Below are 25650 nucleotides of genomic sequence, written 5' to 3' on the forward strand. Positions count from 1 at the left end.
GAAAGTGGGTCAGCCGCCCGGAAGGTGCAGTCAGCCGCCCGGAAGGTCGAGGTCGCTCTTGTTCAGCTCCTCGATATTCACGTCCTTGAACGTGAGAACCCGTACCTGCTTCACGAAACGGGCCGGGCGGTACATGTCCCAGACCCAGGCGTCGGCCATCGACACCTCGAAGAAGACCTCACCCTGGACCGAGTGCACCTGCATCTCGTAGTCGTTGGTGAGATAGAAGCGGCGCTCAGTCTCGATCACGTATTTGAACAGACCGACGACATCGCGGTACTCCCGGTAGAGCTTCAGCTCCATCTCGGTCTCGTACTTCTCGAGGTCCTCGGCGCTCATGGCATGTTCCCCTTCAGCCGTGCGTCCCCCCATTGTGCGTCAGACGCGCTCAGTCTCCAGGATCACCGGTGCACTCGGGGGTCCCTCGACGAGCAGCGTACGCAACAGCTCCGGCAGCCGTGTCGGGTACACCGGCTCCGTCGCCGTGGCCAGCTCATCCGCCGTCCACCAGCGCAGACCGGCCACGCTCCGCCGCTCCAGCTCCGTCAGCCCGGCGCCGGCGCGCGCCGGCGTCTGTTGGGTACGACACAGGTAGTACCACTCGTCCTGGTCCCAGCGCCGCCCGGCGAACGGGAAGGAGCAGATCCGCCGCCACAGCAGCGGGCCGAGCCGCACATCGGTGATCCCGGTCTCCTCCGCGAGCTCGCGGAGCGCGGCCTCCTCGCGGCTCTCCTGGCCCTCCAGACCGCCGCCCGGGGTGAACCACCAGGTCGAGGTCGGATCGTCCGGTTCGAAGCCGTGCAGCAGCAGGATCCGGTCCTGCGGATCCAGCAGCACCACCCGGGCGACCTTCCGCAGCCGCCGCTCGTCCGCTCCGGTCCGCTCCGCTCCGCCGTGCCCTTCAGCCACTCGCGGCCACCTTCCCCTTCGCCGCCTGGTCCCGCCGGGCGCCGCCGCCCGCCCTGCGCCGGGCGATCGGCCCGTGCGCCGCGCCCGCCAGGATCAGCACCGCGCCCACGATGACCGCGATCAGGATCGGCCCCAGCGGCCCCGGCTGCGAGATCCCGCCCGGCAGCGCCTTGAAGGCGTCGGGCCGCCCCACGGTCCCCCAGGACCCCAGCGGCCAGGCGGTGGCGTCCACCCGGGCGTCCACCGCGCCGCGCTCCACGGCGCCGCCCGCCTCGTCGGTGAGGTGCACCCGCGAGTCCAGGGAGTCGCTGCGATGGTCGCCCATCAGAAACAGCCGGTTCTTGGGCACGGTGGTGGAGAAGACCGAGGCGGACGCCTGCTCCCCCGAGCGCAGATACGGTTCCTCGAGGACCTTGCCGTTCACCCGCAGCCGGCCCTGCTTGTCACAGCACTCGACCCGGTCGCCGCCGACCCCGATGACCCGCTTCACCATGGGCAGGTCGCCCCACACCTGGTCGCGGAAGACCACCACATCGCCGCGGCGCACGTCGCCGCCGTCGACCCGCTCCGCCAGCACCCGGGCGCCCTTGCCGATCGTCGGCGTCATGGAGTCGGTGGGGACCGTGTACGGCTTGTAGAGCACCGCGCCCCAGACGAAGCCTCCGAGGAACAGCACACAGCCGACGGCCACCGCCAGCCCGGACAGCACGCTGCCGGGCGTGCGCCGCGGCTTGCCGCCCCCCACCCCTTGGGCTCCGCTCATTCCAGTGCTCCCGCCGTACGCAACAGACGTAGAAGATCAGGTTCCGTGTGCCCCGGGGCACACGGAACCGCACCTTACCCGGCGGTACGGGCCCCGTCAGCAGTCGGCAGTCAACCGCTCCGGCCGGCTCTCGGCCTCCGTACGGACCTTGGCGATCAGCCGGCGGCGGCGCCACAGCACGATCGGCAGCGCACCCGCGAACCCCAGGGCCGAGGGGGCCATCGCGGCGGCCGCGCTCAGACCCGGCTGGTCGAAGGTGCTCGGCACCGACAGGGTGGTCCAGCGGTTGATCGGCCAGGCGATGACGATCGCGCGCCCGACGACGTCGTCCACCGAGACCGTGCCGTTGTTCAGGTTCTGGTGGTAGCGGGAGTCCAGCGAGTCCTGTCGGTGGTCGCCCATCACCCAGATCCGGCCCTCGGGCACCTTGATCGGGCCGAACGGCTTCTCGTCACAGGGGGTGTTCCCGGGGAAGATGTACGGCTCGTCCAGCGGCTTGCCGTTGACCATCACCTTGCCGCCGCGCTTGCAGGAGACGGTGTCCCCGCCGACCGCGATGACCCGCTTGATCAGGTCCTTCTCCTCCGCCGACGGCATCAGCCCGATGAAGCTGAGCGCCTTCTGGATGCCCTCGGCGACCGGGCCGGAGCTCTTGGTCTGCGACTCGCCGAGCCAGCCGCCCGGGTCGTGGAAGACGACCACCTCGCCGCGCTCCGGCTCGGAGCCGAACCACGGGGTGAGCTTGTCCACCAGCACCCGGTCGCCCCGCTGCAGGGTGTCCTGCATCGAGTCGGACGGGATCGAGAACGCCTGCACCAGGAAGGTCTTGATCAGCAGCGCCAGAGCCAGCGCGATGACGACCAGGATCGGCAGCTCCTTCCAGAAGGAGCGCACCTTCTTGGGCCTGCCGAGCTTCCCGGGCCCGCCGGGCTTCCCGGGGCCCGGCGTCGACGCCCCGTCCCCGGGCCCGGACGGATCAGCCGCGCCGGGACCGTCCGGGGGATCGGAGGGTTCCGGCCCGCCATCGGCTCCGTGTGGGTCCGACGCCCTGGGCGCGGCAGCCGCCCCGTTCGTGGGTGCACCGGCTTCGGGCGCCTCGTCCGTCCCGTCCGTGGGGTGCTCCGCCCCCGTCCCGGGCTGCCTCTCGGGCTCTTCGTGACCGGATCGTGCGCCGACCGCCAAATCCCCCACATCCACTCCTCACGCCTGACTGCCGCCTGCCCCACGAACGGCGCAGGATCACCACTCCCATAACGAGCGGGAGTTCCGCAGGGGTCGGGAGCTGGACCATTCCTTGCTGATCCATGGGGGACAGCCTATGTGCCGAGCCCTCGGCCTGTGTCGCCCCACTCGGCGCGTCCTTCACCGAGGCGTAGGTGCCCGGCTCCTCGAGCCGCCGCATGTGCCCGAACGGCCAAGCGATCACCACGGCGCGGCCGACCACCATGTTGTCCGGCACCGTGCCCTGGTACGGCTCGTCCAGATGGACCCGGGAGTCCGCCGAGTTGGACCGGTGATCACCCATCACGAACATCCGCCCCTGAGGGACCGTCACCTTGAACTGCTTCTGCGACGGCGGGTTGCCCGGGTGCAGATACGGTTCGTTCAGCGGCGTCCCGTTGACGGTGACCTTACCGTTCGTATCGCAGCACTCGACCGTGTCGCCGCCCACCGCGACCACCCGCTTGATCAGGTCCTGCTCGTCGGAGGACGGCAGCAGCCCGATGAAGGTCAGGAACTCCTTGCCCTGCTTGATGACCGGCGGGTCGTCCTTGGGCGGCTTCCGCTCGTCGTCCAGCCACCCGCCGGGATCCTTGAACACCACCACATCGCCGCGCTCCGGCTTCGAGCCGAACCACGGGGTGAACTTGTCCACCAGCACCCGGTCGCCGATCCGGATGGTCTGCTCCATCGAGCCGGACGGGATGACGAACGCCTGCACCAGGAAGGTCTTCAGGACGAGCGCGATCACCAGCGCCACGCCCACCAGGATCGGTATCTCCTTGACGGCCGAACGGCGCCGCCTGCGCTTGATACGGCGCTGGATCTTGCGCCGCTCCGCACGGCCGCCCACCCGGCGCTCGCCCGGCGGACGGGGAGCGCCCAGGTCGACGCCGGCGGGCGGAGGGGCCTGGCGCGCCCTGGCACGAGGACGCCCGCGCTTACCCATGGGCACCACCGCGGGCAGCGGACGGTATGCGGGCGGGCTCCGCGGGCACGCTCGTGAAGGCGTCCGTCCGGGGTACGCCGGACCAGCGGCCGAACGGCCAGCCGATCCATTCGGCGCGGCCGATCACCTTGTCGACGGGGACCGTGCCCCCGCCCGGGGCGCCCAGATAGTCGCGCGAGTCCCGGGAGGCGTCGCGGTGATCGCCCATGACCCACAGCCGTCCCTCGGGCACGACGATGTCGAAGGGCACCCGCGAGGGGCTGTCCCCGGGGTGCAGATAGTGCTCGTCCACCGGTTGACCGTTCACCTCGATCCTCCCCCGCTCGTCGCAGCAGGTGACCCGGTCACCACCGATGCCCACCACGCGCTTGACGTAGTCGGACTCGGCCGGTTCGGCCAGCCCGACCGCCGCGGCCGCCTCGCGCAGCAGACCCGTCACCGGATTCCCGGACGGCTCCTCCTCGCCGAAGGAGCCGGCTCCATCGAACACGACAACGTCGCCGCGGCGCGGATCGTCCCCGAAACGGTAGGCGAGCTTGTTCACAAGCACCCGGTCCCCGGGGCGGAGGGTGCTCTCCATGGAACCGCTCGGGATCAGGAACGGCTGCAGCACAAAGCCGCTCACCAGCAGCACGAACGCGGCACACGCGGTCGCGAGCAGCGCCGCCCGCCGCCAGCGCCCGCCGCCGGTCAGCCAGCCCCACAGCCGGTGCGGCGACCGCCCGGCGGCCGGGGGCTCCCCGGTCCGCGCGGAGGCATGCGAAGAGCGCGACCGCCCCTCGCGCTCCTTCTCGGAGCCCTGGGAGCGGTCGCGCTCCGCGAGCTGTCCTTCGGTGTTCATCGGGCCAGAGCCTATCCGGCCCGGCCGGATGATCCGGCGGTAGCTCAGTAGTCGCGCAAAATCGCCGCGATCCCGCCGCGAGCTCAGCTCTCGCGCTTCTCCTTGATCTTGGCGGCCTTGCCGCGGAGGTCGCGCAGGTAGTACAGCTTCGCCCGGCGCACATCACCGCGGGTGACGACCTCGATCTTCTCGACGATCGGGGTGTGCACCGGGAAGGTGCGCTCCACACCGACGCTGAAGCTCACCTTGCGGACGGTGAAGGTCTCGCGGACACCGGAGCCCTGGCGGCGGATGACGACGCCCTTGAACTGCTGGACACGGGAGCGGTTGCCCTCGATGACGCGGACGTGGACGTTGACCGTGTCGCCGGGGCGGAAGGTCGGGATGTCGCTGCGCAGCGACGCGGAGTCGACGGTGTCGAGCAGGTGAGACATGATCGTCTGCTTTCCTCGCTGATGCCACAGGTCATCAGCGGCATATCGGATGATGATTCGGAGTGCCGCCCTCATCGGGTGGGCGTCGGTCCCCCTGTGGCAGGGGCGCACACCCGGACGTACGGCAGCGGCCTATTCTTCCACGGCCCGGTCCGGCCGCCCAAATCGGGCCCCACCGGTCGTCCCACCGGTTGCTCCGTCGGCCGTCCCGCCGGTCCCGGGGAGCTCCTCCCAGCCCAGTTCGGCCAGGATCGCGCGGTCGTGCTTGTCGAGCGTCGCCGGGTCGCAGCGCTCGATCAGATCGGGGCGGTTCTCGCTGGTGCGGCGGAACGCCTCGTCCCGGCGCCAGCGGGCGACCCTGCCGTGGTGGCCGCTGATCAGCACCTCCGGGATGGAGCGGCCGCGCCACTCGGGGGGCTTGGTGTAGACGGGCCCCTCCAGGAGGTCGGCCATCGTGCCGGGGGCGAAGGAGTCGTCGCGGTGCGACTCGGCGTTGCCCAGTACGCCCGGCAGCAGCCGGGCCACCGCCTCGGTGATCACCAGCACGGCGGCCTCGCCACCGGCCAGGACGTAGTCGCCGATCGAGACCTCGTGGACCTCCAGCAGCTCGCCGTACTCCTCGATCACCCGGCGGTCGATGCCCTCGTAACGGGCGGGCGCGAAGACCAGCCAGGGGTGCTCGGCGAGCTCGACGGCGAGGGCCTGGGTGAACGGACGGCCGCTAGGGGTCGGCACGATCAGCGTGGGCTTGACCAGCCCCTCGGCCTCGCCCGACGCCATGATCGAGTCAAGCGCCTCGCCCCAGGGCTCGGGCTTCATCACCATGCCGGGACCGCCGCCGTACGGGGTGTCGTCGACCGTGTTGTGCCGGTCGTGCGTCCAGGCGCGCAGATCGTGGACCCGGACGTCGAGCTGACCGCGGGCACGGGCCTTGCCGACCAGCGAGACGTTCAGCGGCTCCAGATACTCGGGGAAGATCGTGACGACGTCGAGCCTCATGACGACTCATCCCCACGGCCGCCCGCGGTGTCGCCCTTACGGTCGTCGCCCGCGGTCTCACCGCTGTCCGCGGCCGCGCTCTTACGGCCGCCCTCGGCCTCGTCCTTACGGCTGCCCGCGGGCTCCTCGTCACGGCTGCCCGCGATCTCCGCCTCGGCCTCGTCGAGCAGGCCCGGCGGCGGGTCGATCACGGCGCGCTGCGCCTCCAGATCGATCTCCGGCACGACCTCGGAGACGAACGGGATCAGAGCCTCACCCCCGTCGGGGCGCTTCACGACCAGCAGGTCCTGGTACGGCAGATGGGAGATCTCGGAGATCCGCCCGACCTCCGTGCCGTCCACGGTGACCACATCGAGGTCGATCAGCTGATGGTCGTAGAACTCCTCGGGATCCTCGGGGAGTTCCTCCGGGTCGACCTCGGCGATCAGCAGGATGTTGCGCAGCGCCTCCGCGGCGCTGCGGTCGCGTACGCCGTCGAAGCGCAGCAGCAGCCGGCCGCTGTGCACCCGGCCGGACTCGATGGTCAGCGGCCCGGCCGAGGCGGGCTCGGTGGCCAGCACGGCGCCCGGGCCGAGCCGCAGCTCCGGCTCGTCCGTCCGCACCTCGACGGTGACCTCGCCCTTGATGCCATGGGCACGGCCGATCCGCGCGACAACCAACTGCACGATGCGATGTCCCTTCACACACACGGGCCGGGGACGGCCCAAAGCCCTCCCCGGCCCGTGCCGGTGCTCTTCTTGATCGCCTCAGCGGACCTGATCGACGTCGACGAGGTCGACGCGGATCCCACGGCCGCCGATGGCGCCCACGACGGTGCGCAGGGCGCGTGCGGTGCGGCCGTTGCGGCCGATCACCTTACCGAGGTCATCGGGGTGCACCCGGACCTCGAGCACCCGCCCGCGCCGCAGGTTGCGCGAGGCGACCTGCACCTCGTCGGGGTTGTCGACGATGCCCTTCACCAGGTGCTCGAGGGCCTCCTCGAGCATCCTCAGGCCTCAGTCGACGCGGTGGACTCGGCGGACCCGGCCGCCTCGTCCGACTTCTTGTCGGCCTTCTTCGCCTTCGGGGTGATCGCCTCACCCTTCGGCTCGTCACCGGCGTCCTTGGCGGCCGCCTCGAACAGCGCGCGCTTGTCGGCCTTCGGCTCGGCGACCTTCATCGGAGCCGGGGCGGGCAGACCCTTGAACTTCTGCCAGTCGCCGGTGACCTTCAGAATGGCCAGCACCGGCTCGGTCGGCTGCGCGCCGACCTTCAGCCAGTGCTGCACGCGCTCCGAGTCCACCTCGATGCGCGACGGGTTCTGCACCGGGTGGTACAGACCGATCTCCTCGATCGCCCGGCCGTCACGGCGGGTGCGGGAGTCGGCGATGACGATGCGGTAGTGAGGCGACCGGATCTTGCCCAGACGCTTCAGCTTGATCTTGACTGCCACGGGAGTGGTGTCTCCTGGTCTTGACGTGGTTGAGCACTGCGACGTGCCGCGTGGGGTTGCGGTACCCGAGTGCCCGATGGACGCGTCAGCCGGAGGAGAGAGGGGTCCTGGTCGACTGTCGAGTACAGCAGACCATTGTGCCACACCGTTACAGGTCAGCCGACCGCGGCCACCGGCTCCGGAATGCGGAACGGCTTCCCGCATCCACCGCACATGATCGGCGCCTGGGCCAGCACCGACGGGACGACGCGGACATTGCGCCCGCAGTCGCACACCGCCTTGACCCGGACCCCGCCACCGGACGAGCCGTGGCGCGCGGCGGGCCCGCGGAAGGTGCGGGAGGTCTCGGCGGTGGTCGCCACGGTGTGCGCCTTGAGCGCGCGCTGGAGGCGTTCGATCGTCGTCCGGTACCGCTTTCTCGCCTCTGGGCTGAGGGTGACCAGCGAGAAGCCGCTGCTGGGATGCGGCTCCTCGGGATGGTCCAGCCCCAGATCCTCGGCGATCGCCAGGAACCGGCGGTTGTGGTAGCGGCCGGCGCGTGAGGTGTCACGGACACCGCGGGCAGCGGCGATCCCATGCACTGCCTCATGCAGCAGCCGTTCGAAGGAGAGCTCGGCGCCACATGCGGACGACGATTCTCCGATCAGCGATTCGGGCGCGGCTAGATCCGGCAGCTCGGGGTGGTGCCGTTGAATGTCGGCCCACGCCTGCGCCAGTTCTGCGGCGAGAACAGGTGGTGTCGTGCTCACGTCGTCCTAACGAGCGGGACCGGTCCGGTGTTCCGATTCCGGGGCATCCCAAATAATTTGCACGTACCAGTCAGTTCACGGTGATGTACGACGACGAGGGGCGGGTGCGTAAATGTATGGATGAGCCACGCACCGCGCACCAAGCCGGTACGTACCGGTTCAGTAGGCCCTCGCGACGTCTGCTCTCACGACGTCAGTAGGCCCTCGCGACGTCTGCTCTCACGACGTCAGTAGGCCCTCGCGACGTCTGCTCTCACGACGTCAGTAGGCTCTCGCGACGAACGCGACGTTACCGGGAGCGTCGTCGGCGTCCGGCACCGCCCCGTCCTCGGTGACCAGACACCGGACGGACACGGACCGCTCGGCGAGCGCCGCCTCACCCTCCGGCCCCAGATCCGACCACCGGATGCGGGCCCAGCCGCCCGCCGCCGCGACCTCGGCGGCCTCCTCCATGGTCGTCACGTCCGTGGTGCGCGCCTTACGGCGCTCACGGGCCTGCCGCAGCAGCAGCGCCTGGTCCTCCTCCAGGACCTTGGGCAGCAGCTCCGGCAGCAGTTCGGCGCGCACCGGCTCCTTGCCGCCGGGGATCCGCCTGACCACCATCGCGGTGCCGCTCTCCAGGTCGCGCGGGCCGACCTCGACCCGCACCGGCACGCCCTTGAGCTCCCAGTCGACCGCGCGCCGGCCGAAGGCGGTGTCCGTACGGTCGTCGACATGGGCCCGCACGCCCGCCGCGGTGAGCAGTTCGCCGATCTCGCGGACCTTGGCGAGCACCGCGTCGTCGCCCTTGATCGCCACCACCACGACCTGCACCGGGGCCAGCCGCGGCGGGATCCGAAGGCCGTTGTCGTCGCCGTGCATCATCACCAGCGCGCCGACCATCCGGGTCGTACTGCCCCAGGAGGTCTGCCAGACCAGTTCCTGCTCGCCGTCCTTGGACAGATAGCTGGTGTGGAAGGCCCGGGCGAAGTTCTGGCCGAGCTCGTGGCTGGTGCCCAGCTGGAGCGCCTTGCCGTCGCCCATCATCCCTTCGAGGGTGAGGGTGTTGAGGGCGCCGGCGAACCGCTCCCGGGCTGTCTTGCGGCCCAGGACCACGTCCATCGCGAGGACGTCCTCCATGAACCGGGCGTAGACCTCGCGGTGGATCCGGGCGGCGAAGGCCCGGGCGTCCTCGTACGACGCGTGCGCGGTGTGGCCCTCCTGCCACAGGAACTCGGTCGTCCGCAGGAACAGCCGCGGCCGCAGCTCCCAACGCACCACATTGGCCCACTGGTTGATCAGCAGGGGCAGATCGCGGTAGCTCTGCACCCACTTGGAGAAGTACTCGTTGACGATCGTCTCGGAGGTGGGCCGGACGACGACCGGCTCCTCGAGCTCCTTACCGCCGCCATGGGTGACGACCGCGAGCTCCGGCGCGAACCCCTCGACGTGATCGGCCTCCTTGGCCAGATACGACTGCGGGATGAAGAGCGGGAAGTACGCGTTCTGGACGCCGACCGCCTTGATGCGGGCGTCCATGTCCTGCTGCATCCGCTCCCACAGCCCGTACCCGTACGGTCGGATCACCATGGTGCCGCGCACCGGGCCGTTGTCGGCCAGTTCGGCCTTGTTGATCACGTCCTGGTACCAGCGGGGGAAGTCCTCCGCCTGGGGGGTGAGCACGGGAGCCTTGGCCATGGCGCCGATCGTACGGCCCAGGGGTACCGAACCGGGAATCGGGCCAGAACGAGCCGATCAGTGCCGGCCATCCCCGCGCCGCGCCCATGGCCGTCCGGCGGCCCGGCGGAGGCCAGGGGGCGGTTCGGGGAGCGAGACGTACGCACAGGTGTGCGGGGGCGCACAAAGGGGGCACGCAAGCACGGCCGTGAAACCTCTGGACGCGGGGACGGATGCGGAGTTCCCTGGCATTTGGGGGTGGGACGTCACAACGCACCACGGGGGAAACGCACCACGGGGGATGTGACACCGAATCTGACGACGGCACAGCTCTTCGCTGATTGGGGCCCTTTCGATGACATCTACGCTCGTACGGCGGCACCGCCCGCGCCCCTCCTCGTCGTGGACGACGGACGCGCCCGCTCGCACCCGGGACTGGGCGGAGATCCAGGAGCGGATGCTGGTCCCGCTGTACGAGGCCGTGTACGAACGGCTGGACGTCGGCGCCGGAACGCGTCTGCTGGGCCTGGGCTGCGGCTCCGGGCTCGCCCTCCTCATCGCGGCCGCGCGCGGCGCCGCGGTCTGCGGGGTGGACAAGGACGAGCGGCGCCTGGACCTCGCGCGGGAGCGGCTGACCGCCGCGGGCGCGCCGGGCGATCCGGCGCGGCCCGCCCGGCTGGGCCTCGGCGGCCCGGAGAGCCCCTGCGTGCGGGAGGCCGCCGCGGACGCTGACTTCACGGTGGTGACCGCCTTCGAGCCGCTGTCGGCCCTGGGCGCGGGGAGCCCCGGTGCGACGGTGGCCGCCGCCGCGTCCACGCTGGTGGCAGCCGCGGCCGGCACCGAGCGCGGCGGGGCCGTGGTGCTCGCCGGATGGGGCCCGCCGGAGCGCTGCGCCACCTCCGGGGTGCTGCGGGTGGGCGCCCGGCTCGCCGACCCCATGTGCGCCCCCGGCTACCACGGGGAGGTGCCCCCTCCCGCGCGCTGGCAGCTGTGCGGCCGGGACGACCTGGAGGAGCTGGCCGCGCGGGCGGGCCTGCGACCCGACGGCTCGGGCCGGGTGGCCTGCCCGTTCGGGTACGCCGACATGGACAGCGCGGTGCGTGGGCTGCTGTCGACGGGGCTGTTCGACGCGGCGGAGCGGGCCACGGATCCGATCCAGGTCCGTAAGGAGATCACCGAGGCACTGCATCCGCATCAGCGGGCGGACGGCACGGTGTGGATGCCGAACGTCTTCCGCTATCTGATCTGCCGCGTCTGAACGGGGCCGTCGCGTAAGGCCCCTGACGGTGTGCGCAGGGGCCTTACGGTTCGCTCGTACGGGGCCGGCTCGGGAGCCGGGGCGGCTCAGCCCATGAACTTCTTGAACTCGTCGGGGAGTTCGAAGTCCTGACCGCCCTGGTCGCCGTTGGGCAGCCCGAACGCGCCGCCCTGCTCGCGGCGTGCCGCGGCGGCCTGCTCCTCGGCCTTGCGCTTCATGGGGTTGCCCGAGCGCTGCTTGCCCTTGGCCTTCTTCTGCTGCTTGCCCTTGCGCTTGTTGGCGCCGCCCACGCCCGGCATGCCCGGCATCCCGGGCATCCCCGGCATGCCGCCCTGGGCCATCTTCGACATCATCTTGCGCGCGTCGAAGAACCGCTCCACCAGGTTCTTGACCGCGCTCACCTCGACGCCGGAACCGCGGGCGATACGGGCGCGGCGCGAGCCGTTGATGATCGTGGGGTCCTGGCGCTCGCCAGGGGTCATCGACTTGATGATGGCGGCGGTGCGGTCCACATCCCGCTCGTCCAGGTTGTTGATCTGGTCCTTCATCTGGCCCATGCCCGGCAGCATGCCGAGCAGCTTGGAGATGGAGCCCATCTTGCGGACCTGCTCCATCTGCGCCAGGAAGTCGTCGAGCGTGAACTCCTTGGGGCCCTTCGCCAGCTTGGCCGCCATCTTCTCGGCCTCTTGCTGGCTGAAGGTCTGCTCGGCCTTCTCGATCAGGCTGAGCATGTCGCCCATGCCGAGGATGCGGGACGCCATGCGGTCCGGGTGGAACGCGTCGAAGTCGTCCAGCTTCTCGCCGTTGGAGGCGAACATGATCTGGCGGCCGGTGACATGCGCGATGGACAGCGCGGCACCGCCGCGCGCGTCGCCGTCCAGCTTGGAGAGCACCACACCGTCGAAGCCGACGCCGTCGCGGAACGCCTCCGCGGTGTTCACCGCGTCCTGGCCGATCATCGCGTCGACGACGAAGAGGACTTCGTCCGGGCTGACGGCGTCGCGGATGTCGGCGGCCTGCCGCATCAGCTCCTCGTCGATGCCGAGGCGGCCCGCGGTGTCGACGATCACGACGTCGTGCTGCTTGGTGCGGGCGAACTCGATCGAGTCCTGCGCCACCTTCACCGGGTCGCCGACGCCGTTGCCCGGCTCGGGGGCGAAGACGGCCACACCGGCCCGCTCCGCGACCACCGAGAGCTGGTTGACCGCGTTGGGGCGCTGGAGGTCACAGGCGACGAGCAGCGGGGTGTGGCCCTGGGCGTTCAGCCAGCGGCCGAGCTTTCCGGCGAGCGTGGTCTTACCGGCGCCCTGCAGACCCGCGAGCATGATCACGGTCGGCGGCTGCTTGGCGAAGCGGAGGCGCCGGGCGTCGCCGCCGAGGATGCCGATGAGCTCCTCGTTGACGATCTTGATGACCTGCTGGGCGGGGTTGAGCGCCTGGGAGACCTCCGCGCCGAGGCTGCGCTCCTTGACCTGCTTGATGAACGCCCGGACGACGGGCAGCGCCACGTCGGCCTCGAGCAGGGCGATCCGGATCTCGCGTGCCGTGGCGTCGATGTCCGCCTCGCTGAGGCGTCCCTTGCCCCGGAGGTTCTTGAAAGTCGCTGCGAGGCGATCGGAGAGGGTATCGAACACGGTGGTCGCGAATCCTTCGGTCGGATGTCGGGTCGGTGGTCGGCCTCCAAGGGTATCCGCCCATCGCGTGAACGGTCTGCCCCCGGGTTTGCGACGCGACTCTCGTTCCGGGGGCTCCGCCCCCGTGCCCCCGCCGGGGCTCCGCCCCGGACCCCGCTCCTCAAACGCCGGAGGGGCTGGGAAGTGGGGTCGATCCGCCCCCTCAGACAACGGTGGCCGGAGCGAGGCTCGGCCCCTCCCGGCCCCGCTCCTCAAGCGCCAGAGGGGCTGGAAGGTGAGCCAATCCGCCCCCTCAGACGACAGTGGCCCGAGCGAGGCTCGGCCCCTCCCGGCCCCGCTCCTCAAGCGCCGAAGGGCCTGGGAAGTGGGCCCCGCTCCCCAAGCGCCCGGAGGGGCTCGGCATAGGCCCCCGCTCCCCGGGCTCCGGGCTCCGGGCTCCGGTCGAGCTGAATCTCTCAAGCGCCAGGTGGGCTGGTCAGCGCGCGTTCGACTTCCTGGGCCACCTCTGCCGCGTGCATGGGCTTCAGGGGGGCGCCGGAGCCGTCTGTGACATAGAACGCGTCCACCGCGTTGGCGCCGAGGGTGGAGACATGGGCGCTGCGGACCGCGACGCCGGCGTGTTCCAGGGCGCGGCCGATGCGGTGCAGCAGGCCGGGGGCGTCCTGGGCGCGGACCTCGATCACGGTGGCGAGCTGGGAGCTGCCGGGGGCTACCGTGACCCGGGGTGGCGGGGCGTGCACCCCGCGGCGGCGGGGGTACTTGCGATAGGCGGCCTCGCGCTCGGCGAGGCGGGCGACGATGTCGAGCGAGCCGTCCAGGGCCCGGAGCAGGTCGTTCCGGAGCCGGGCGGCCTGGGGCAGCGAGCCGTACTCGGCCGCCACCCGCCAGCTCAGCAGCAGCACTCCGCCCGCCGCGCCCGCCGCGTCCAGCTCCGACGGCAGTTCGACGGCGCGCAGGTCCGCGGCGCGCACCGTAAGGCGGTGCAGGGCCAGGACACCGGCCGCCGTGGCGAGGACGCCGGACTGGTCGGGGACGGCGATGAGGAGTTCCACGCCGATCGGCTCGGGGCCGGTGGGCCCCTCCTCCGGCGGCCCTTCGGTGACGTCCGTAAGGAGGCCCGTTTCGCCCGGCGGCAGTGCCTCGGAGCGTGCGTGCAGGGCCAGCACCGGGCCGCCGGTGCGCCATGCCTCAACCGCGAGGCGCTCCTGCTCGGCCGTGGTGTGCTGCGGGGTGGACCAGTCGTCCGCGGGTTCGCCCGCGAGCACCGCCGATACCCGTTTGACGAGGTCGGCGACGAGGGAGCCGCGCCAGGCGCTCCAGGCCGCGGGGCCGGTGGCGAGGGCGTCGGCTTCGGTGAGGGCGTGCAGCAGTTCCAGGGTGGTGGCGCTGCCGACGGCCTCGGCGACCGAGCGCACGGTGGCCGGGTCGTCCAGGTCGCGGCGGGTGGCGGTCTCGACGAGCAGCAGATGGTGGCGTACGAGGGTGGCGAGGACCGCGACGTCCGCGCGGTCGAAGCCGATACGGGCGGCGACGTCGCGGACGATGGTCTCCCCGGCCACCGAGTGGTCGCCGGGCCAGCCCTTGCCGATGTCGTGCAGCAGCGCGGCGACCAGCAGCAGATCGGGACGGCCGACCCGGCGGCTGAGGGCGCTGGCCCGGACCGCGGTCTCGACCAGATGCCGGTCCACGGTCCAGCGGTGGACGGGGTTGCGCTGCGGGCGGCAGCGCACCCGCTCCCAGTCCGGCAGCAGCCGGGTGATCAGCCCCTCGGCCTCCAGGGCCTCCCACACCCCGACGGTGGACTCGCCCGCGCCCAGCAGCGTGATCAGCTGCTCCCTGGCCTCGGGCGGCCACGGCACGGGCAGCGGCCGGGCGGCGGCGGTCAGCCGCCGTACGGCGTGCGGGGACAGCGGCAGTCCGGCCTGGGCGGCGGCCGCGGCGGCCCGCAGGGGGAGCACGGGGTCGCGGTCCGGGCGTGCGGCGCGGGCCAGCACCACCTCGCCGTCCTGCTCCACCACGCCCTCGGCGAGCGGGCTGCGTTCCCCCGCGTCCGCGCCGCTTCCGGCGCCCCCGCGCCCGCCACGGCCGCCGAGGAGGGCGCGCAGCCGGGGCCGGGCGGCCGAGCGGGCGCGCAGCACCCGTTCGACCTCGCGCCAGGTGACATCGGAGGCGTAGGAGATGATCCGGGCGGATTCGTAGATCTGACGCAGCAGGGCGTCGGCGTCCAGCAGCCCGAGGGCGCCCGCGACCTGGTCCTGCTCCTGGAGGGCGAGGCGGTCGGTGGCGCGGCCGGTGGAGAGGTGGAGCGCGTCGCGGGAGTCCAGCAGCCGCCGCCGCGCGTCGTCGAGGCCCTCGCGGGGGGCGTCGGCGAGCCAGGAGGCGGCGATGGCGCGCAGCGCGGTGGCGTCGCGGAGCCCGCCGCGGGCCTCCTTCAGATCGGGTTCGAGCAGGAACTGGAGCTCCCCGTGGCGCTCGGCGCGCTCCTGGCACAGCGCGTGGAGCTCGGGCAGCCGCCGCGGGGCCTGGGCGCGCCAGTCGGCGAGGACGGTGGTGCGCAGATCGGCGGTGAGCGCGGCGTCGCCCGCGATGTGGCGGGCGTCGAGCAGACCGAGCTGGACCTTCAGATCCTCGGCCGCGGTTCCGCGGGCCTCGTCGGGGGTGCGCACGGAGTGGTCGAGGGCGAGGCCCATGTCCCAGACGGGGTACCAGATGTGGTCGGCGAGCGCGGCGAGCGCCGAACGGTCGGCGGAGCCGTCGTGCAGCAGCAGCACATCGAGGTCGCTGCGCGGGGAGAGTTCGCCGCGTCCGTAGCCGCCGACGGCCACCAGGGCGACGCCCCGGGCGATCCCGGCGGTCTCCGCGCCGCCGGTGAGCAGGGCGGCCAGCCACTGGTCGGTGAGGTCGGCCAGGGCGGTGCGGCGCGGTGGCCCGGACCGCGACTCCTCCTGGAGGAGTCGCAGCCGCGCCGCCGCGTAGCCGCCGGGCCCCGAGTCGGTGGTGTGGGTCGTGGTCTCGAGGCTGTCCGTCAACTCGGCTCCCTGTCCGCGTGCCACTGGTGGTCCGGAGGGGTCAGAGGGCGTCCGGGCCGCGCTCCCCGGTGCGGACGCGGACCGCGGTCTCGACGGGGACGCTCCAGACCTTGCCGTCCCCGATCTTTCCGGTGCGGGCGGCCTTGACCACGACGTCGACGAGGTCATCGGCGTCCTCGTCCTCGACCAGGACCTCTATGCGCACCTTGGGCACCAGGTCGACGGTGTACTCCGCGCCCCGGTAGACCTCGGTGTGGCCGCGCTGACGGCCGTAGCCGCTGGCCTCGGTGACGGTCAGGCCCTGGACGCCGAACGCCTGCAGCGCTTCCTTGATCTCGTCGAGCCGGTGCGGCTTCACTACTGCGGTGATGAGCTTCACGCGTCCACCTTCTTGTTGTGCGGCTTCTGCGGCGCGGACGCGCCGGCCTGGCCCGCGGCGGGCACCGTACTACGCGGGGATCCGCCGACCGCGCTGAAGTCGTAGGCGGTCTCGGCGTGGAACGCCTGGTCGACGCCGCCGAGCTCGTCGTCCTCATCGGCCCGGAAGCCGATGGTGACGTGGATGATCTTGGCCAGGATCCAGGAGACGGCGAAGGAGTAGAGCAGCACCGTGAAGGCGCCGAGTGCCTGCTTGCCCAGCTGGGTCACGCCGCCGACGCCGTCGGTGGCCAGGACGCCGACCAGGAGGGTGCCGATGAGACCGCCGACCAGGTGCACTCCGACCACGTCGAGCGAGTCGTCGTAGCCCAGCTTGTACTTGAGACTGACGGCCCAGGAGCAGACGACTCCGGCCACCAGGCCGATCACGATGGCGCCCCAGGCGTTGACCGCCGCGCCGGAGGGGGTGATGGCGACCAGGCCCGCGACCGCGCCGGAGGCGGCGCCCAGGGTGGTGAACGCGCCGTGCCGGATGCGCTCGTAGGCGAGCCAGCCGAGCATGGCGACGCCGGTGGCGATCTGGGTGTTGAAGGCCATGTTGGCGGCGGTTCCGTTGGCGGCGAGGGCGGAACCGGCGTTGAAGCCGAACCAGCCGAACCACAGCAGACCGGAGCCGAGCATCACCAGCGGCAGGTTGTGCGGGCGCATCGGGTCCTTCTTGAAGCCGATGCGCTTGCCGAGCACCAGGGCCACGGCGAGGCCCGCGGCGCCCGCGTTGATGTGGACCGCCGTGCCGCCCGCGAAGTCGATGACCTCCTTCTTGAACAGCCAGCCGTCGGCCTGCCAGACCCAGTGCGCGACCGGGAAGTAGACGACCGTGGACCACACGGTGATGAAGAGCGTCCAGGCGCCGAACTTGACGCGGTCGGCGACGGCTCCGCTGATCAGCGCGGGGGTGATCACCGCGAACATCAGCTGGAAGAGCGCGAAGGCCAGGACCGGGATCGCGTCCGGCTTCTCGCCCCACAGGGAGGTCGGCTCGATGCCCTTGAATCCGATGTGGTCGAGATTGCCCAGCAGCCCGCCGCCGACGTCATCGCCGAAGGTGAGCGAGTAGCCGAACAGCACCCACAGCAGCGAGACGACGCCGAGCGAGATGAAGGACATCATCAGCATGTTCAGGGCGCTCTTCACCCGCACCATGCCGCCGTAGAAGAAGGCCAGGCCGGGGGTCATCAGCATCACGAGCGCGGCGCTGATCAAGACGAACGCTGTATTTGCGCCATTCAATGTGGACGTCTCCTCGAAGCGACGGCCCGTGCGGGCAGGACATCGGTGGGCCGGTATTCGCCTCGAGGTTGGCGCAGCGCCGTTTCAGCCGATGCCGCCCGATGTTTCACCGCAGTGACGAAGGACGCGCGAGTGTTACGCGGCGGTGAACCGCGGTGGACGGGCCGGAGCCCTCCGTTACGGTGTCGCGATCATCGCCGGGGCCGCTCAGACGGCCTGGCCGGGGCCCGTCGTCTCGGGGGTGTCGGGCATGAGGGTGGCCAGCCGCTCGCTGAGATCGGTGACCTCGGGCACGTCGCCGAACTGGCGCACCGCCGTGTCCACGGTCTTGCGCAGCCGGTTGTTGACGCGCTCCGAGCGCACCCGCTTGGCGAGCGGCAGCGCCTCGTGGGCGACCGCGGCGGCCTGCTCGGGCTGCTTCTGCAGAAGGTGGACCGTGGCCATGCCGATCAGGTTGAGCGCATACGAACGCTGGGGGCCGGACTCGTTCTCGGTCTCCTGGCCGAAGAGCTGCACGGCCTTGCGCATCACCGGGTCGGCCATCTTGGCGTAGGTGGGGCTGCGGCCGGCCACATAGGCGAGGTCGCGGTAGGAGTGGGCGTTCTCCGCGTTGAGCTCGGCCTCGGAGAAGAAGCGGATCCAGTCCGGGTCGCCGTCGCCCCCGGCGCAATCGGCGAAGGTGTCCTCGGCCATCTTCACCGCGCGGTGGCACTTGCTGGGCTGGCCCATATTGGCGTAGGCGCGGGCCTCCATCGCATACAGCATGGCCTGGGTGCGCGGCGTGGCGTTCTCCCGGCTGCCGTACTGCGCGAGGTGGATCAGCTCCAGCGCGTCGTCGGGCCGCCCGACGTGGATCATCTGGCGGCTCATGCTGGAGAGGACGTACGAGCCGAGGGGGCGGTCGCCGGACTCCTTGGCGGCGTGCAGGGCGAGCACGAAGTACTTCTGCGCGGTGGGCTGGAGCCCGATGTCATAGCTCATCCACCCGGCCAGCTGGGCGAGCTCGCCCGCGACCTTGAACAGCCGCCGGGAGACGGCGTCCGGATGCGGCTCCTGGAGCAGGTCGGTGACCTCGTGCAGCTGGCCGACCACCGCCTTGCGGCGCAGCCCGCCCCCGCACTGGGCGTCCCAGGCGCGGAACATCACGATCGTGGACTCCAGCAGCTCCAGCTCGGGCTCGGAGAGCCGGGAGACCCGGCGCGCGCGCCCGCCGTCGGCCGCCCTGGCGCCGCCGGGCTGTCCGCTCGTCGAGGGCACGAGCCAGCGCTGCATGGGCTCGATGAGGGCGGGGCCGGCGGACAGCGAGAGCGAGGTGCCGAGGAAGCCGCGGCGGGCCAGCATCAGATCGCTGCGGGAGAACTCGCCGATCAGCGCGACGGTTTCGGGCCCGGCCCAGGGAAGGTCCACCCCGGACACGGACGGTGACCGGTGGACGGCGCGCAGCCCGAGGTCCTCGATGCCGACCACACAGCCGAAGCGCTCGGAGAAAAGCTCGGAGAGGATCTGCGGAATCGGCTCGCGGGGCTGCTCGCCGTCCAGCCAGCGGCGCACCCGCGAGGTGTCCGTGCTGATGTGGTGGGCACCTAACTGCCGCGCTCTGCGGTTGACTTGGCGCGCCAGCTCCCCCTTCGACCAGCCGCTGCGCACGAACCACGACCCCAATTGCGCATTGGGGCGCTTCCCAGCACCGCCGCCGCCGTCGCCCACCCGGAACGCCCCCATCCCACGAATCTTCCCGGACCGCCACCAGAATGCCTTCTGTCACGGTCAGTTGTCCCCGGGATGCGGCTCATCAACCGTCCGGACGGGGAACCGCCTCATGCCAGTGGCATGTACCGATCCGTACTCCGCCCGTCGTCAGCTCGCATTCGAGCGAGCGCCACTTCCAGGGACTGTGCACTGAAAGTAATCCTACGATCACGCCTCCGGCGAGGCGGTTCCCGAAAACGCCACCATTCGCCACCCCTTCGAATGAACCCGGTTGCCGTTTCCCACGATTCACTTGACACCGAGGCGACGGGAAGAGGTGAAGGGGTGCACGTGGGGGCGCGCGGGTCGCGTCTCACCACCTCCGTCACATCGGAGCGCACCCCGCCGCACCTCATCGGCGACGGAGCGTCATCGTGATGCTCCGACTCGTAACCATCGAGAGCGGGACCCGTTGGAGGGGGCATGGGCTTCACGATCGGCGGCATCCGGGACATGCGGTCCGGCTCACGGCGCCGCGGCCGTACGTCCGAGTCCACGACGGTGGCGGAGTACACCGGGCTGTGGGGCTGGGACGTGGTGCCGGGCGCACGGGCGGCACGGGGCTCGGGGGGCGGCAGAAACGAATGCTCATGCGGTGACCGGGACTGTCCCTCCCCCGGCGCGCATCCGCTCGCCTTCGCCCCCGGCGTCCCGGCGGGCGCCACCCTGGACGCCGCCGCGGCCGCGTGGGAGCGGGTCCCCGGGGCGGCCGTACTGCTGCCCGTGGGCCGCTCGTTCGACGTCCTGGAGGTCTCGGAGTACGCGGGCGGACACGCGCTGGTCCGGCTGGAGCGGATGGGGCTGCCCCTCGGCCCGGTGGCCGCCACCCCGCACGGGCGCGCCCAGTTCTTCGTCGCCCCCGGCGCCGCCGCCGAACTCCCCGAACTGCTGTACCGCATGGGATGGGACGACGCCGATCTCGATCTGCGCTGCCTGGGCTCGGGCGACCACATCACCGCCCCGCCCTCGGACCTCGGCGGGCTCGGACCGGTCCGCTGGCTGCGCCCGCCGACCCTCGACACCGCGGGCCGCCCGCCGCACGCCCGGCTGGTGCTGGGGACCCTGGCCTATTTGAGCCATCGGGCCGGGGGCTGACCCCCGCGGTCCGCCCGATACGCGAAACGCCGGACGGGCCGGGAGTTCAACCCCGGCCCGTCCGGCGCGATACGGGTGATCCCCCCACCACGGGCCTCAGCCGCCGATCAGCGCGTCGACGAACGCCTCCGGCTCGAACGGCGCGAGATCGTCCGCGCCCTCGCCCAGGCCCACCAGCTTGACCGGGACGTTCAGCTCGCGCTGGACCGCCACCACGATGCCGCCCTTGGCGGTGCCGTCCAGCTTGGTCAGCACGATGCCGGTGATGTCCACCACCTCGGCGAACACCCGCGCCTGCACCAGGCCGTTCTGCCCGGTCGTGGCGTCCAGGACCAGCAGCACCTCGTCCACCGCGCCGTGCTTCTCCACGACCCGCTTGACCTTGCCCAGCTCGTCCATCAGACCGGTCTTGGTGTGCAGCCGCCCGGCGGTGTCGATCAGGACGACATCCGCGCTCTCGGCGATGCCCTCCTTCACCGCGTCGAAGGCGACCGACGCCGGATCGCCGGCCTCCGGTCCCCGGACCGTACGGGCACCGACCCGCTCGCCCCAGGTCTGCAGCTGATCGGCGGCCGCGGCGCGGAAGGTGTCGGCCGCGCCGAGCACCACCGACTTGCCGTCGGCCACGAGCACCCGGGCCAGCTTGCCGGTCGTGGTCGTCTTACCGGTGCCATTGACGCCGACGACCATGACGACACCCGGCTTCTCCTCGCCGTTCGCGCCCACACCGCTCTCGGTGTGCACCGAACGGTCGGCCTCGGTGCCGATGAGGTGCAGCAGCTCCTCGCGCAGCAGCCCGCGCAGCTCGTCGGGCGTACGGGTGCCCAGCACCTTCACGCGCTCCCGCAGCCGCTCGACCAGCTCCTGGGTCGGCGCCACACCGACGTCCGCGGTCAGCAGCGTGTCCTCGACCTCCTCCCAGGTCTCGTCGTCGAGGTGCTCCCGGGACAGCAGCGTCAGCAGCCCCTTGCCCAGAGTGTTCTGGGAGCGGGACAGCCGGGCGCGGAGCCGGACCAGCCGGCCGGCGGTCGGCTCCGGGACCTCGATCGGCGGGACCTCGGGCGCGGGTGCCTCCGCGGTCGCGGCCGGGGCCCCGGCGCCCGGAAGATCCACCTCCTCGATGGTTCTGCGTGGTTCCTCACGCGGGGTTTCGGCCTCCTCGCCGACGTGCGGTTCGGCGGGCGGCGCGGTGACGGTGGGGCTGCTCGGCGGGGGCGGGGGCAGCCGCTTCTTCTTGCGGCCGCTGATCACGAGCCCGCTGATCGCGGCGACCGCGACCACAGCGATGACTACGGCAAGGATGAGGTATTCCATAACGCCCCCCAGTATCAGCCACGAGGGGGAGCGAGTCATTCGCCTCCCAGCCCGGCCTGCCGGGCGCGCACGATCGCCTGCGCGCGGTCCCGCACCTGGAGCTTGGCGAAGATCGATCCGACGTGATTGCGCACCGTCTTGTCCGTCACCACCAGCCGCTGGGCGATCTGGCGATAGCCGAGCCCGGCCGCGAGCAGATCCAGCACCTCCAGCTCCCGGGCGGTCAGCGTCGGGAACGCCTCCTTCGCGGACGCCGAACCCGACGCGCCGACCAGCGCCCCGAGCCGCTCGGCCATCCGCGGGCTGAAGACCGCGCCGCCGCGCGCCACGGTGTGCAGCGCCCGCAGGATCTCGTCCCGGCCCGCGCCCTTGAGCAGATAGCCGCGGGCCCCGGCGCGCAGGGCGGCCAGCAGACTGTCGTCGTCCTCGGACATCGTCATGACCAGCACCCGGATCTCGGGGTGATCGCACAGGATCCGCCGGGTCGCCTCCAGCCCGGACCGGCCCGGCAGCGCGAGATCCATCATCACCAGATCCGGGCCGGTGCGCACGGCCTCGGCCATCGCCCCGTCCGCGCAGGCCGCCTGGCCGACGACGGTGAACGCGTCATCGAGATTGACGGCGGCGGCCAGGCCCTCCCGGAAGAGGGGATGATCGTCCACCAGCAACACTCTCCACCGCACGCTTCGCTCGCACCTTTCTTCTCGAGGCTCGGTTCTCCCCCAGCTACCGCTGGGAGGTACCCCCGCCGGGGCGCAAAAGCCTCCCCCGGCCACCGCTGCGAGGTGCCCCCTCCGGGGCGCAAAAGCCTTAAGGCGCCCGGCTCATCGATCCGATGCTCTTGAGGAGGGCCCGGCACGCCTCGTGCCCGGTCGGCTTCCGGTGCTCCTCCGGGTTGCCGTGTTCGCCCGGTCCGGCGAGGGGCAGCACCGCGTGGACCACCGTGCCGGTCGCCGATCCGGTCACCGAGCAGGAGCCGCCGATCTCCTCGGCCCGTTCGGTGACCGAGGCGAGGCCGACGCCGGGTACCGCGGTCTCGCGCAGTCCGCTGCCGTCGTCGGTGACCTTGACCTCGAGGGTGTCCGGGCCCGCGGTCAGCTCGACGCCCACCTGGCGTGCCCGGGCGTGCCGTACGGCGTTGGTCAGCGACTCCGCCGCGATCCGGTAGGCGGCCGTCTCCACACCGGGCGACAGCGGGGGCAGTGCGGCGGGGCGGCTGGCCACGTTGACCCGCAGGCCGTCGACGCCCAGCCGGTGCGCCAGGTCGCGGACCGCGCCGGCGAGTCCGCGCTCGGCCAGCGCGGCCGGGGCGAGGCCCGCGGTGATCCGGCGCACCTCGACCAGGGCTTCGGCGAGCGTCTCGGCGGCCTCGCACAGCTGCGGGGTGGCGGGGTGGCCGGGCGGGCAGGAGGTCTGGGCGATGTCCAGGCGCAGCCTTACGGCGGCCAGTTGGGGGCCGAGTCCGTCGTGGATCTCCCGGCGCAGCCGGCGGCGCTCCTGTTCGCGGGCGAGCACCATGCGCTCGCGGGCGGCCTGGGCCTCCTCGGCCAGGCGCAGCGCGGCAAGCGCGGGGGCGGCCTGGTCGGCGAGGAGGGAGAGCAGTCCGCTGTCGCGTTCGGCGGGGGTGCCGGAGCCGTCGCGGGAGACCTCCAACCGGCCGACGGTACGGCCGTGGTGGCGCAGCAGGAACGTCTGGACCGCGCCGGTCAGCGGGGCCCCCGCGGCGGCCAGCCGCCGGGGCCCGGCGCGGGTGTCGACGCTGACGGCGGCGCCGGAGACGCCGAGGTCCTCCACGGCGCTGCGGCAGATCTGCTGGGGCACCTCGCCGGGGTGCGGGGCCTGTTGGAGCCGTACGGCGAGGGCGCTCACAGCTTCGTGCGGGCGGGCCCGGGGCCCGTAGAAGGCGCGCTCGACGCAGAGGGTGAGCTTGCGGGCGCTGGGCCGCAGCCCCCAGCCCAGCACCAGGGCGCATCCGGCGGTGACGGTCGTGGCCCCGCTGCGCACGGAGGGGAGTCCGGCCTGGACGGCGACGACCGCGCAGACCACCACGGCGGCCAGGGAGGTGAGCACGAAGGCGCGGGCGAGGCGGTGGCTGGTGGAGCGGTCGAGCCGCCATATGCCGGTGCGGGCGACGCCGAGGCAGATCGCGGCGGCCCATACGGCGCTGCCGACCGTACGGGCCACGATGGTGGGCACGCCCTCGCCCCACTGGGACAGCAGGAGCGAGACGCAGGCGGGGTAGGCGGCGGCCAGCAGCGCCCAGTCGCGCCGCTCGGCGCCGCGCGAGACGGCGGCGCGGCAGCACAGGGCGGTGGTCACGGCCGCGGCGACGCTGCGCAGCACCCAGGGTTCGGCCTCGGCGTAGGTGTCGAGGTGGTCGAAGGCCCACTGGCCGCTCGCTGTGGAGAACGCCGGGTTGGCCACGGAGCCCACCCGGGGCTCGCTGATCAGCCACAGCCCCGCGTACCCCAGCCAGTAACCGGACGCCCCCAGGCTGATCACCCACCACTGCCACCGCCGGCGCCCGCCCCGGGGGAACAGCCAGAGCGGCAGCAGCAGTACGGTCAGCGGGCGGCAGGCCATCTTGGCGGCGGCGAGCAGCAGGGACAGCACGGCGCCCGTGGTGCCCAGGTCGGCCAGGCCCAGCAGTCCGGCGGCGGCCGAGGGCAGCAGCCACAGGCCGCCCGCCACCAGCAGGACGCCGCCGTAGCGCCGGGCCGAGCGCTCGGCGAGCAGCAGCACGCCGACGCCCAGCACCGGGACGCCGACGGCGACCCTGGTCAGCACGGTGGCGCCCCGGGGGTGGGGGTAAGCGAGCGCGAGCCACTCGTCGTTGACCCGCAGCAGCCCGGCCACCCATCCGGCCAGGACCACCACGATCAGTGCCGATACCCCGCCCGCGGCGCGCACGGCGCGGTCCTTCGGCAGTGCGGCCTGTCGCATCTCAACCGGCGACCGGCCCGGCGGTCAGGGCGCGCGCCGCGCCGGAGCCGCCTCTGGCCCACAGCGTGACGTAGTTGTCGTTGCGGCCGGGACGGCATTTGTACTCGGCCCACTTGTGCCGTTCGACACCGGCCTTGCCCGCGCGTTTGCAGGCCGCGGTGGTGTCGTAGTGCCCCGCCTCCCGCCAGTCGGTGTCGGCGGTCGTGACGGCGTGGGAGGAGGCGGTGGCGGGGGAGGCGGCCGCGGTCCACATGACGGCCCCGGCGCTCAGGCCGAGGGCGATCGCCGTGCGGATTCGGGTAGGGCGCATGGTCGTTCTCCTTGTGTCTCGCCCGAGCACTACCCGCCACCGCGGCCGTGAAGTGCGCGGATGCCCCGGCCCACCCGAACCGGTGACCTCCTAGCACCCCCGTTTCCATAGGCGGCGCCGGTCTCCGGTGCTCACCCCACGAGCAGCAGTACGGCCACCGCGATCGTCTCCGCCTCTCCGTAAGGCAGTCCGAAGCGCATCAGGGCGAGCATGATGGGCTGCGCCGCCCAGACCTCCAGCGTGTCGAGGAAGTTCGCGAGCCGGTGGGCGTAGCGGCGCACCATGGCGGTCTCGCGGGGGCTGAGCCGGCTGAGCAGCTTGGCCAGCAGCGCGCCCCCGTGGCGGAGGGCGGTCACCAGCAGCCGCTGCCGGATGAGCCGCGCCGCCTCGGGGCCGGGACCGGTGCGGGTGCCGTCGCAGTCGCCGTCGCCGTCGCCGGAGAAGAGCGCGGCCTTGGCGGATTCCAGGGGCCCGGGGTCGCCGGCGGTCTGCCGGACCCGGGTGATGAGGTCGTCGATGTCGGCCGCGGTGATGAGCGATTCCCCCGTGCTGATCGTCACGCGCCCCTCCTCAGTCGGTGTGTGCGGGCTGTGGCCCATGGGCGGGCCGGCCCTCACCTTCGGCCGCCCCGCGTCCCAGGCACATGAGTCATCCGCCCCGGCCGTGCCCGTGCGGTGGGCCGAACGGGCCATGATGG

General features: G+C 72.2%; 25 protein-coding genes. 2 read left to right on the forward strand and 23 right to left on the reverse strand.

What is annotated here, in order from left to right; genetic code table 11:
- Nucleotides 1–30: 30 nt before the first annotated feature.
- The 13 genes from LIV37_RS15880 to proS form a co-directional block, all read right to left on the reverse strand.
- Nucleotides 31–339: a DUF2469 domain-containing protein gene (locus tag LIV37_RS15880; protein WP_009714730.1), complete on the reverse strand. Its 309-nt coding sequence runs from the start codon at nucleotides 337–339 to the stop codon at nucleotides 31–33.
- A 39-nt stretch (nucleotides 340–378) separates the two neighbouring features.
- Entirely contained in the window at nucleotides 379–909 is a 531-nt protein-coding gene (locus tag LIV37_RS15885; RefSeq protein WP_020868141.1) for an NUDIX hydrolase, read from the reverse strand.
- Nucleotides 902–1672, reverse strand: a complete 771-nt coding sequence (gene lepB, locus LIV37_RS15890) for a signal peptidase I (RefSeq protein WP_121824895.1) — start codon at nucleotides 1670–1672, stop codon at nucleotides 902–904. The genes LIV37_RS15885 and lepB (LIV37_RS15890) overlap by 8 nt, the downstream gene beginning before the upstream one ends.
- Nucleotides 1673–1768: 96 nt before the next feature.
- A complete protein-coding gene (gene lepB, locus LIV37_RS15895) occupies nucleotides 1769–2566 on the reverse strand; it encodes a signal peptidase I (protein ID WP_020868143.1) in 798 nt (265 codons plus the stop codon).
- A gap of 82 nt (nucleotides 2567–2648) precedes the next feature.
- Nucleotides 2649–3842, reverse strand: a complete 1194-nt coding sequence (gene lepB, locus LIV37_RS15900; protein WP_121825432.1) for a signal peptidase I — start codon at nucleotides 3840–3842, stop codon at nucleotides 2649–2651.
- Entirely contained in the window at nucleotides 3835–4683 is an 849-nt protein-coding gene (lepB, locus tag LIV37_RS15905) for a signal peptidase I (RefSeq protein ID WP_020868145.1), read from the reverse strand. Before lepB (LIV37_RS15905) ends, lepB (LIV37_RS15900) begins: the two co-directional genes overlap by 8 nt.
- An 83-nt stretch (nucleotides 4684–4766) precedes the next feature.
- On the reverse strand, nucleotides 4767–5117 hold the full coding sequence (gene rplS / locus LIV37_RS15910; RefSeq protein WP_020868146.1) for a 50S ribosomal protein L19: 351 nt from the start codon (nucleotides 5115–5117) through the stop codon (nucleotides 4767–4769).
- A 132-nt stretch (nucleotides 5118–5249) separates the two neighbouring features.
- Nucleotides 5250–6116 carry a tRNA (guanosine(37)-N1)-methyltransferase TrmD gene (gene trmD, locus LIV37_RS15915; RefSeq protein ID WP_020868147.1) on the reverse strand — a complete coding sequence of 289 codons (867 nt, stop codon included), beginning with the start codon at nucleotides 6114–6116 and terminating at the stop codon, nucleotides 5250–5252.
- Nucleotides 6113–6781: a ribosome maturation factor RimM gene (gene rimM, locus LIV37_RS15920; protein WP_121825431.1), complete on the reverse strand. Its 669-nt coding sequence runs from the start codon at nucleotides 6779–6781 to the stop codon at nucleotides 6113–6115. Before rimM ends, trmD begins: the two co-directional genes overlap by 4 nt.
- Before the next feature lie 81 nt (nucleotides 6782–6862).
- On the reverse strand, nucleotides 6863–7102 hold the full coding sequence (locus LIV37_RS15925; protein ID WP_020868149.1) for an RNA-binding protein: 240 nt from the start codon (nucleotides 7100–7102) through the stop codon (nucleotides 6863–6865).
- Between the two features lie 2 nt (nucleotides 7103–7104).
- The gene (rpsP, locus tag LIV37_RS15930) at nucleotides 7105–7548 is read right to left on the reverse strand and encodes a 30S ribosomal protein S16 (RefSeq protein ID WP_020868150.1); all 444 of its coding nucleotides are present in this window, start codon (nucleotides 7546–7548) and stop codon (nucleotides 7105–7107) included.
- Nucleotides 7549–7703: 155 nt separating this feature from the next.
- Nucleotides 7704–8297: a hypothetical protein gene (locus LIV37_RS15935; RefSeq protein WP_020868151.1), complete on the reverse strand. Its 594-nt coding sequence runs from the start codon at nucleotides 8295–8297 to the stop codon at nucleotides 7704–7706.
- A gap of 261 nt (nucleotides 8298–8558) precedes the next feature.
- On the reverse strand, nucleotides 8559–9974 hold the full coding sequence (proS, locus tag LIV37_RS15940; RefSeq protein ID WP_020868152.1) for a proline--tRNA ligase: 1416 nt from the start codon (nucleotides 9972–9974) through the stop codon (nucleotides 8559–8561).
- Nucleotides 9975–10308: 334 nt separating this feature from the next.
- Between proS and LIV37_RS15945 the strand changes: the two genes are divergently transcribed.
- Entirely contained in the window at nucleotides 10309–11211 is a 903-nt protein-coding gene (locus LIV37_RS15945; protein ID WP_121824894.1) for an SAM-dependent methyltransferase, read from the forward strand.
- A gap of 86 nt (nucleotides 11212–11297) precedes the next feature.
- Here LIV37_RS15945 and ffh read toward each other — a convergent pair whose 3' ends face one another.
- The 5 genes from ffh to nsdA form a co-directional block, all read right to left on the reverse strand.
- Nucleotides 11298–12845: a signal recognition particle protein gene (ffh, locus tag LIV37_RS15950; protein ID WP_020868154.1), complete on the reverse strand. Its 1548-nt coding sequence runs from the start codon at nucleotides 12843–12845 to the stop codon at nucleotides 11298–11300.
- 455 nt (nucleotides 12846–13300) lie between these two features.
- Nucleotides 13301–15874: a [protein-PII] uridylyltransferase gene (locus LIV37_RS15955; protein ID WP_020868155.1), complete on the reverse strand. Its 2574-nt coding sequence runs from the start codon at nucleotides 15872–15874 to the stop codon at nucleotides 13301–13303.
- Between the two features lie 40 nt (nucleotides 15875–15914).
- Nucleotides 15915–16253 (reverse strand): P-II family nitrogen regulator, encoded by a 339-nt coding sequence (locus tag LIV37_RS15960; protein ID WP_014055184.1) that lies wholly within the window; start codon nucleotides 16251–16253, stop codon nucleotides 15915–15917.
- On the reverse strand, nucleotides 16250–17542 hold the full coding sequence (locus LIV37_RS15965; protein ID WP_121824893.1) for an ammonium transporter: 1293 nt from the start codon (nucleotides 17540–17542) through the stop codon (nucleotides 16250–16252). Before LIV37_RS15965 ends, LIV37_RS15960 begins: the two co-directional genes overlap by 4 nt.
- A gap of 207 nt (nucleotides 17543–17749) precedes the next feature.
- Nucleotides 17750–19264: a transcriptional repressor NsdA gene (gene nsdA / locus LIV37_RS15970; protein WP_121824892.1), complete on the reverse strand. Its 1515-nt coding sequence runs from the start codon at nucleotides 19262–19264 to the stop codon at nucleotides 17750–17752.
- Between the two features lie 450 nt (nucleotides 19265–19714).
- On the opposite strand from nsdA, the gene LIV37_RS15975 reads away from it, so the two are divergent.
- Complete coding sequence (locus LIV37_RS15975) at nucleotides 19715–20386, forward strand: bifunctional DNA primase/polymerase (protein WP_020868158.1); 672 nt, start codon at nucleotides 19715–19717, stop codon at nucleotides 20384–20386.
- Between the two features lie 96 nt (nucleotides 20387–20482).
- Here the strand turns inward: LIV37_RS15975 and ftsY are convergent, their stop codons facing one another.
- From ftsY to LIV37_RS16000, 5 genes are all read right to left on the reverse strand, one after another.
- Nucleotides 20483–21700 carry a signal recognition particle-docking protein FtsY gene (ftsY, locus tag LIV37_RS15980; RefSeq protein ID WP_020868159.1) on the reverse strand — a complete coding sequence of 406 codons (1218 nt, stop codon included), beginning with the start codon at nucleotides 21698–21700 and terminating at the stop codon, nucleotides 20483–20485.
- A gap of 35 nt (nucleotides 21701–21735) precedes the next feature.
- Entirely contained in the window at nucleotides 21736–22362 is a 627-nt protein-coding gene (locus LIV37_RS15985; protein WP_202979606.1) for a response regulator, read from the reverse strand.
- A 148-nt stretch (nucleotides 22363–22510) separates the two neighbouring features.
- On the reverse strand, nucleotides 22511–24643 hold the full coding sequence (locus LIV37_RS15990) for a sensor histidine kinase (protein WP_020868161.1): 2133 nt from the start codon (nucleotides 24641–24643) through the stop codon (nucleotides 22511–22513).
- A gap of 1 nt (nucleotide 24644) precedes the next feature.
- Nucleotides 24645–24953, reverse strand: coding sequence for a hypothetical protein (locus LIV37_RS15995; protein ID WP_020868162.1), 309 nt, complete (start codon nucleotides 24951–24953; stop codon nucleotides 24645–24647).
- Between the two features lie 131 nt (nucleotides 24954–25084).
- Nucleotides 25085–25513 carry a hypothetical protein gene (locus tag LIV37_RS16000; RefSeq protein WP_020868163.1) on the reverse strand — a complete coding sequence of 143 codons (429 nt, stop codon included), beginning with the start codon at nucleotides 25511–25513 and terminating at the stop codon, nucleotides 25085–25087.
- Nucleotides 25514–25650 lie beyond the last annotated feature (137 nt).

Source organism: Streptomyces rapamycinicus NRRL 5491 (genome assembly GCF_024298965.1).
Classification (GTDB): Bacteria; Actinomycetota; Actinomycetes; order Streptomycetales; family Streptomycetaceae; genus Streptomyces; species Streptomyces rapamycinicus.

What these genes read in the sequence shown, in the direction of transcription:
- LIV37_RS15880 (WP_009714730.1), bottom strand. Translation starts at nt 339, where the DNA reads ATGAGCGCCGAGGACCTCGAGAAGTACGAGACCGAGATGGAGCTGAAG.
- lepB (WP_121824895.1), bottom strand. Translation starts at nt 1,672, where the DNA reads ATGAGCGGAGCCCAAGGGGTGGGGGGCGGCAAGCCGCGGCGCACGCCC.
- lepB (WP_121825432.1), bottom strand. Translation starts at nt 3,842, where the DNA reads ATGGGTAAGCGCGGGCGTCCTCGTGCCAGGGCGCGCCAGGCCCCTCCG.
- lepB (WP_020868145.1), bottom strand. Translation starts at nt 4,683, where the DNA reads ATGAACACCGAAGGACAGCTCGCGGAGCGCGACCGCTCCCAGGGCTCC.
- rplS (WP_020868146.1), bottom strand. Translation starts at nt 5,117, where the DNA reads ATGTCTCACCTGCTCGACACCGTCGACTCCGCGTCGCTGCGCAGCGAC.
- trmD (WP_020868147.1), bottom strand. Translation starts at nt 6,116, where the DNA reads ATGAGGCTCGACGTCGTCACGATCTTCCCCGAGTATCTGGAGCCGCTG.
- LIV37_RS15925 (WP_020868149.1), bottom strand. Translation starts at nt 7,102, where the DNA reads ATGCTCGAGGAGGCCCTCGAGCACCTGGTGAAGGGCATCGTCGACAAC.
- proS (WP_020868152.1), bottom strand. Translation starts at nt 9,974, where the DNA reads ATGGCCAAGGCTCCCGTGCTCACCCCCCAGGCGGAGGACTTCCCCCGC.
- LIV37_RS15945 (WP_121824894.1), top strand. Translation starts at nt 10,309, where the DNA reads ATGACATCTACGCTCGTACGGCGGCACCGCCCGCGCCCCTCCTCGTCG.
- nsdA (WP_121824892.1), bottom strand. Translation starts at nt 19,264, where the DNA reads ATGGGGGCGTTCCGGGTGGGCGACGGCGGCGGCGGTGCTGGGAAGCGC.
- LIV37_RS15975 (WP_020868158.1), top strand. Translation starts at nt 19,715, where the DNA reads ATGGGCTTCACGATCGGCGGCATCCGGGACATGCGGTCCGGCTCACGG.
- ftsY (WP_020868159.1), bottom strand. Translation starts at nt 21,700, where the DNA reads ATGGAATACCTCATCCTTGCCGTAGTCATCGCTGTGGTCGCGGTCGCC.
- LIV37_RS15990 (WP_020868161.1), bottom strand. Translation starts at nt 24,643, where the DNA reads ATGCGACAGGCCGCACTGCCGAAGGACCGCGCCGTGCGCGCCGCGGGC.
- LIV37_RS15995 (WP_020868162.1), bottom strand. Translation starts at nt 24,953, where the DNA reads ATGCGCCCTACCCGAATCCGCACGGCGATCGCCCTCGGCCTGAGCGCC.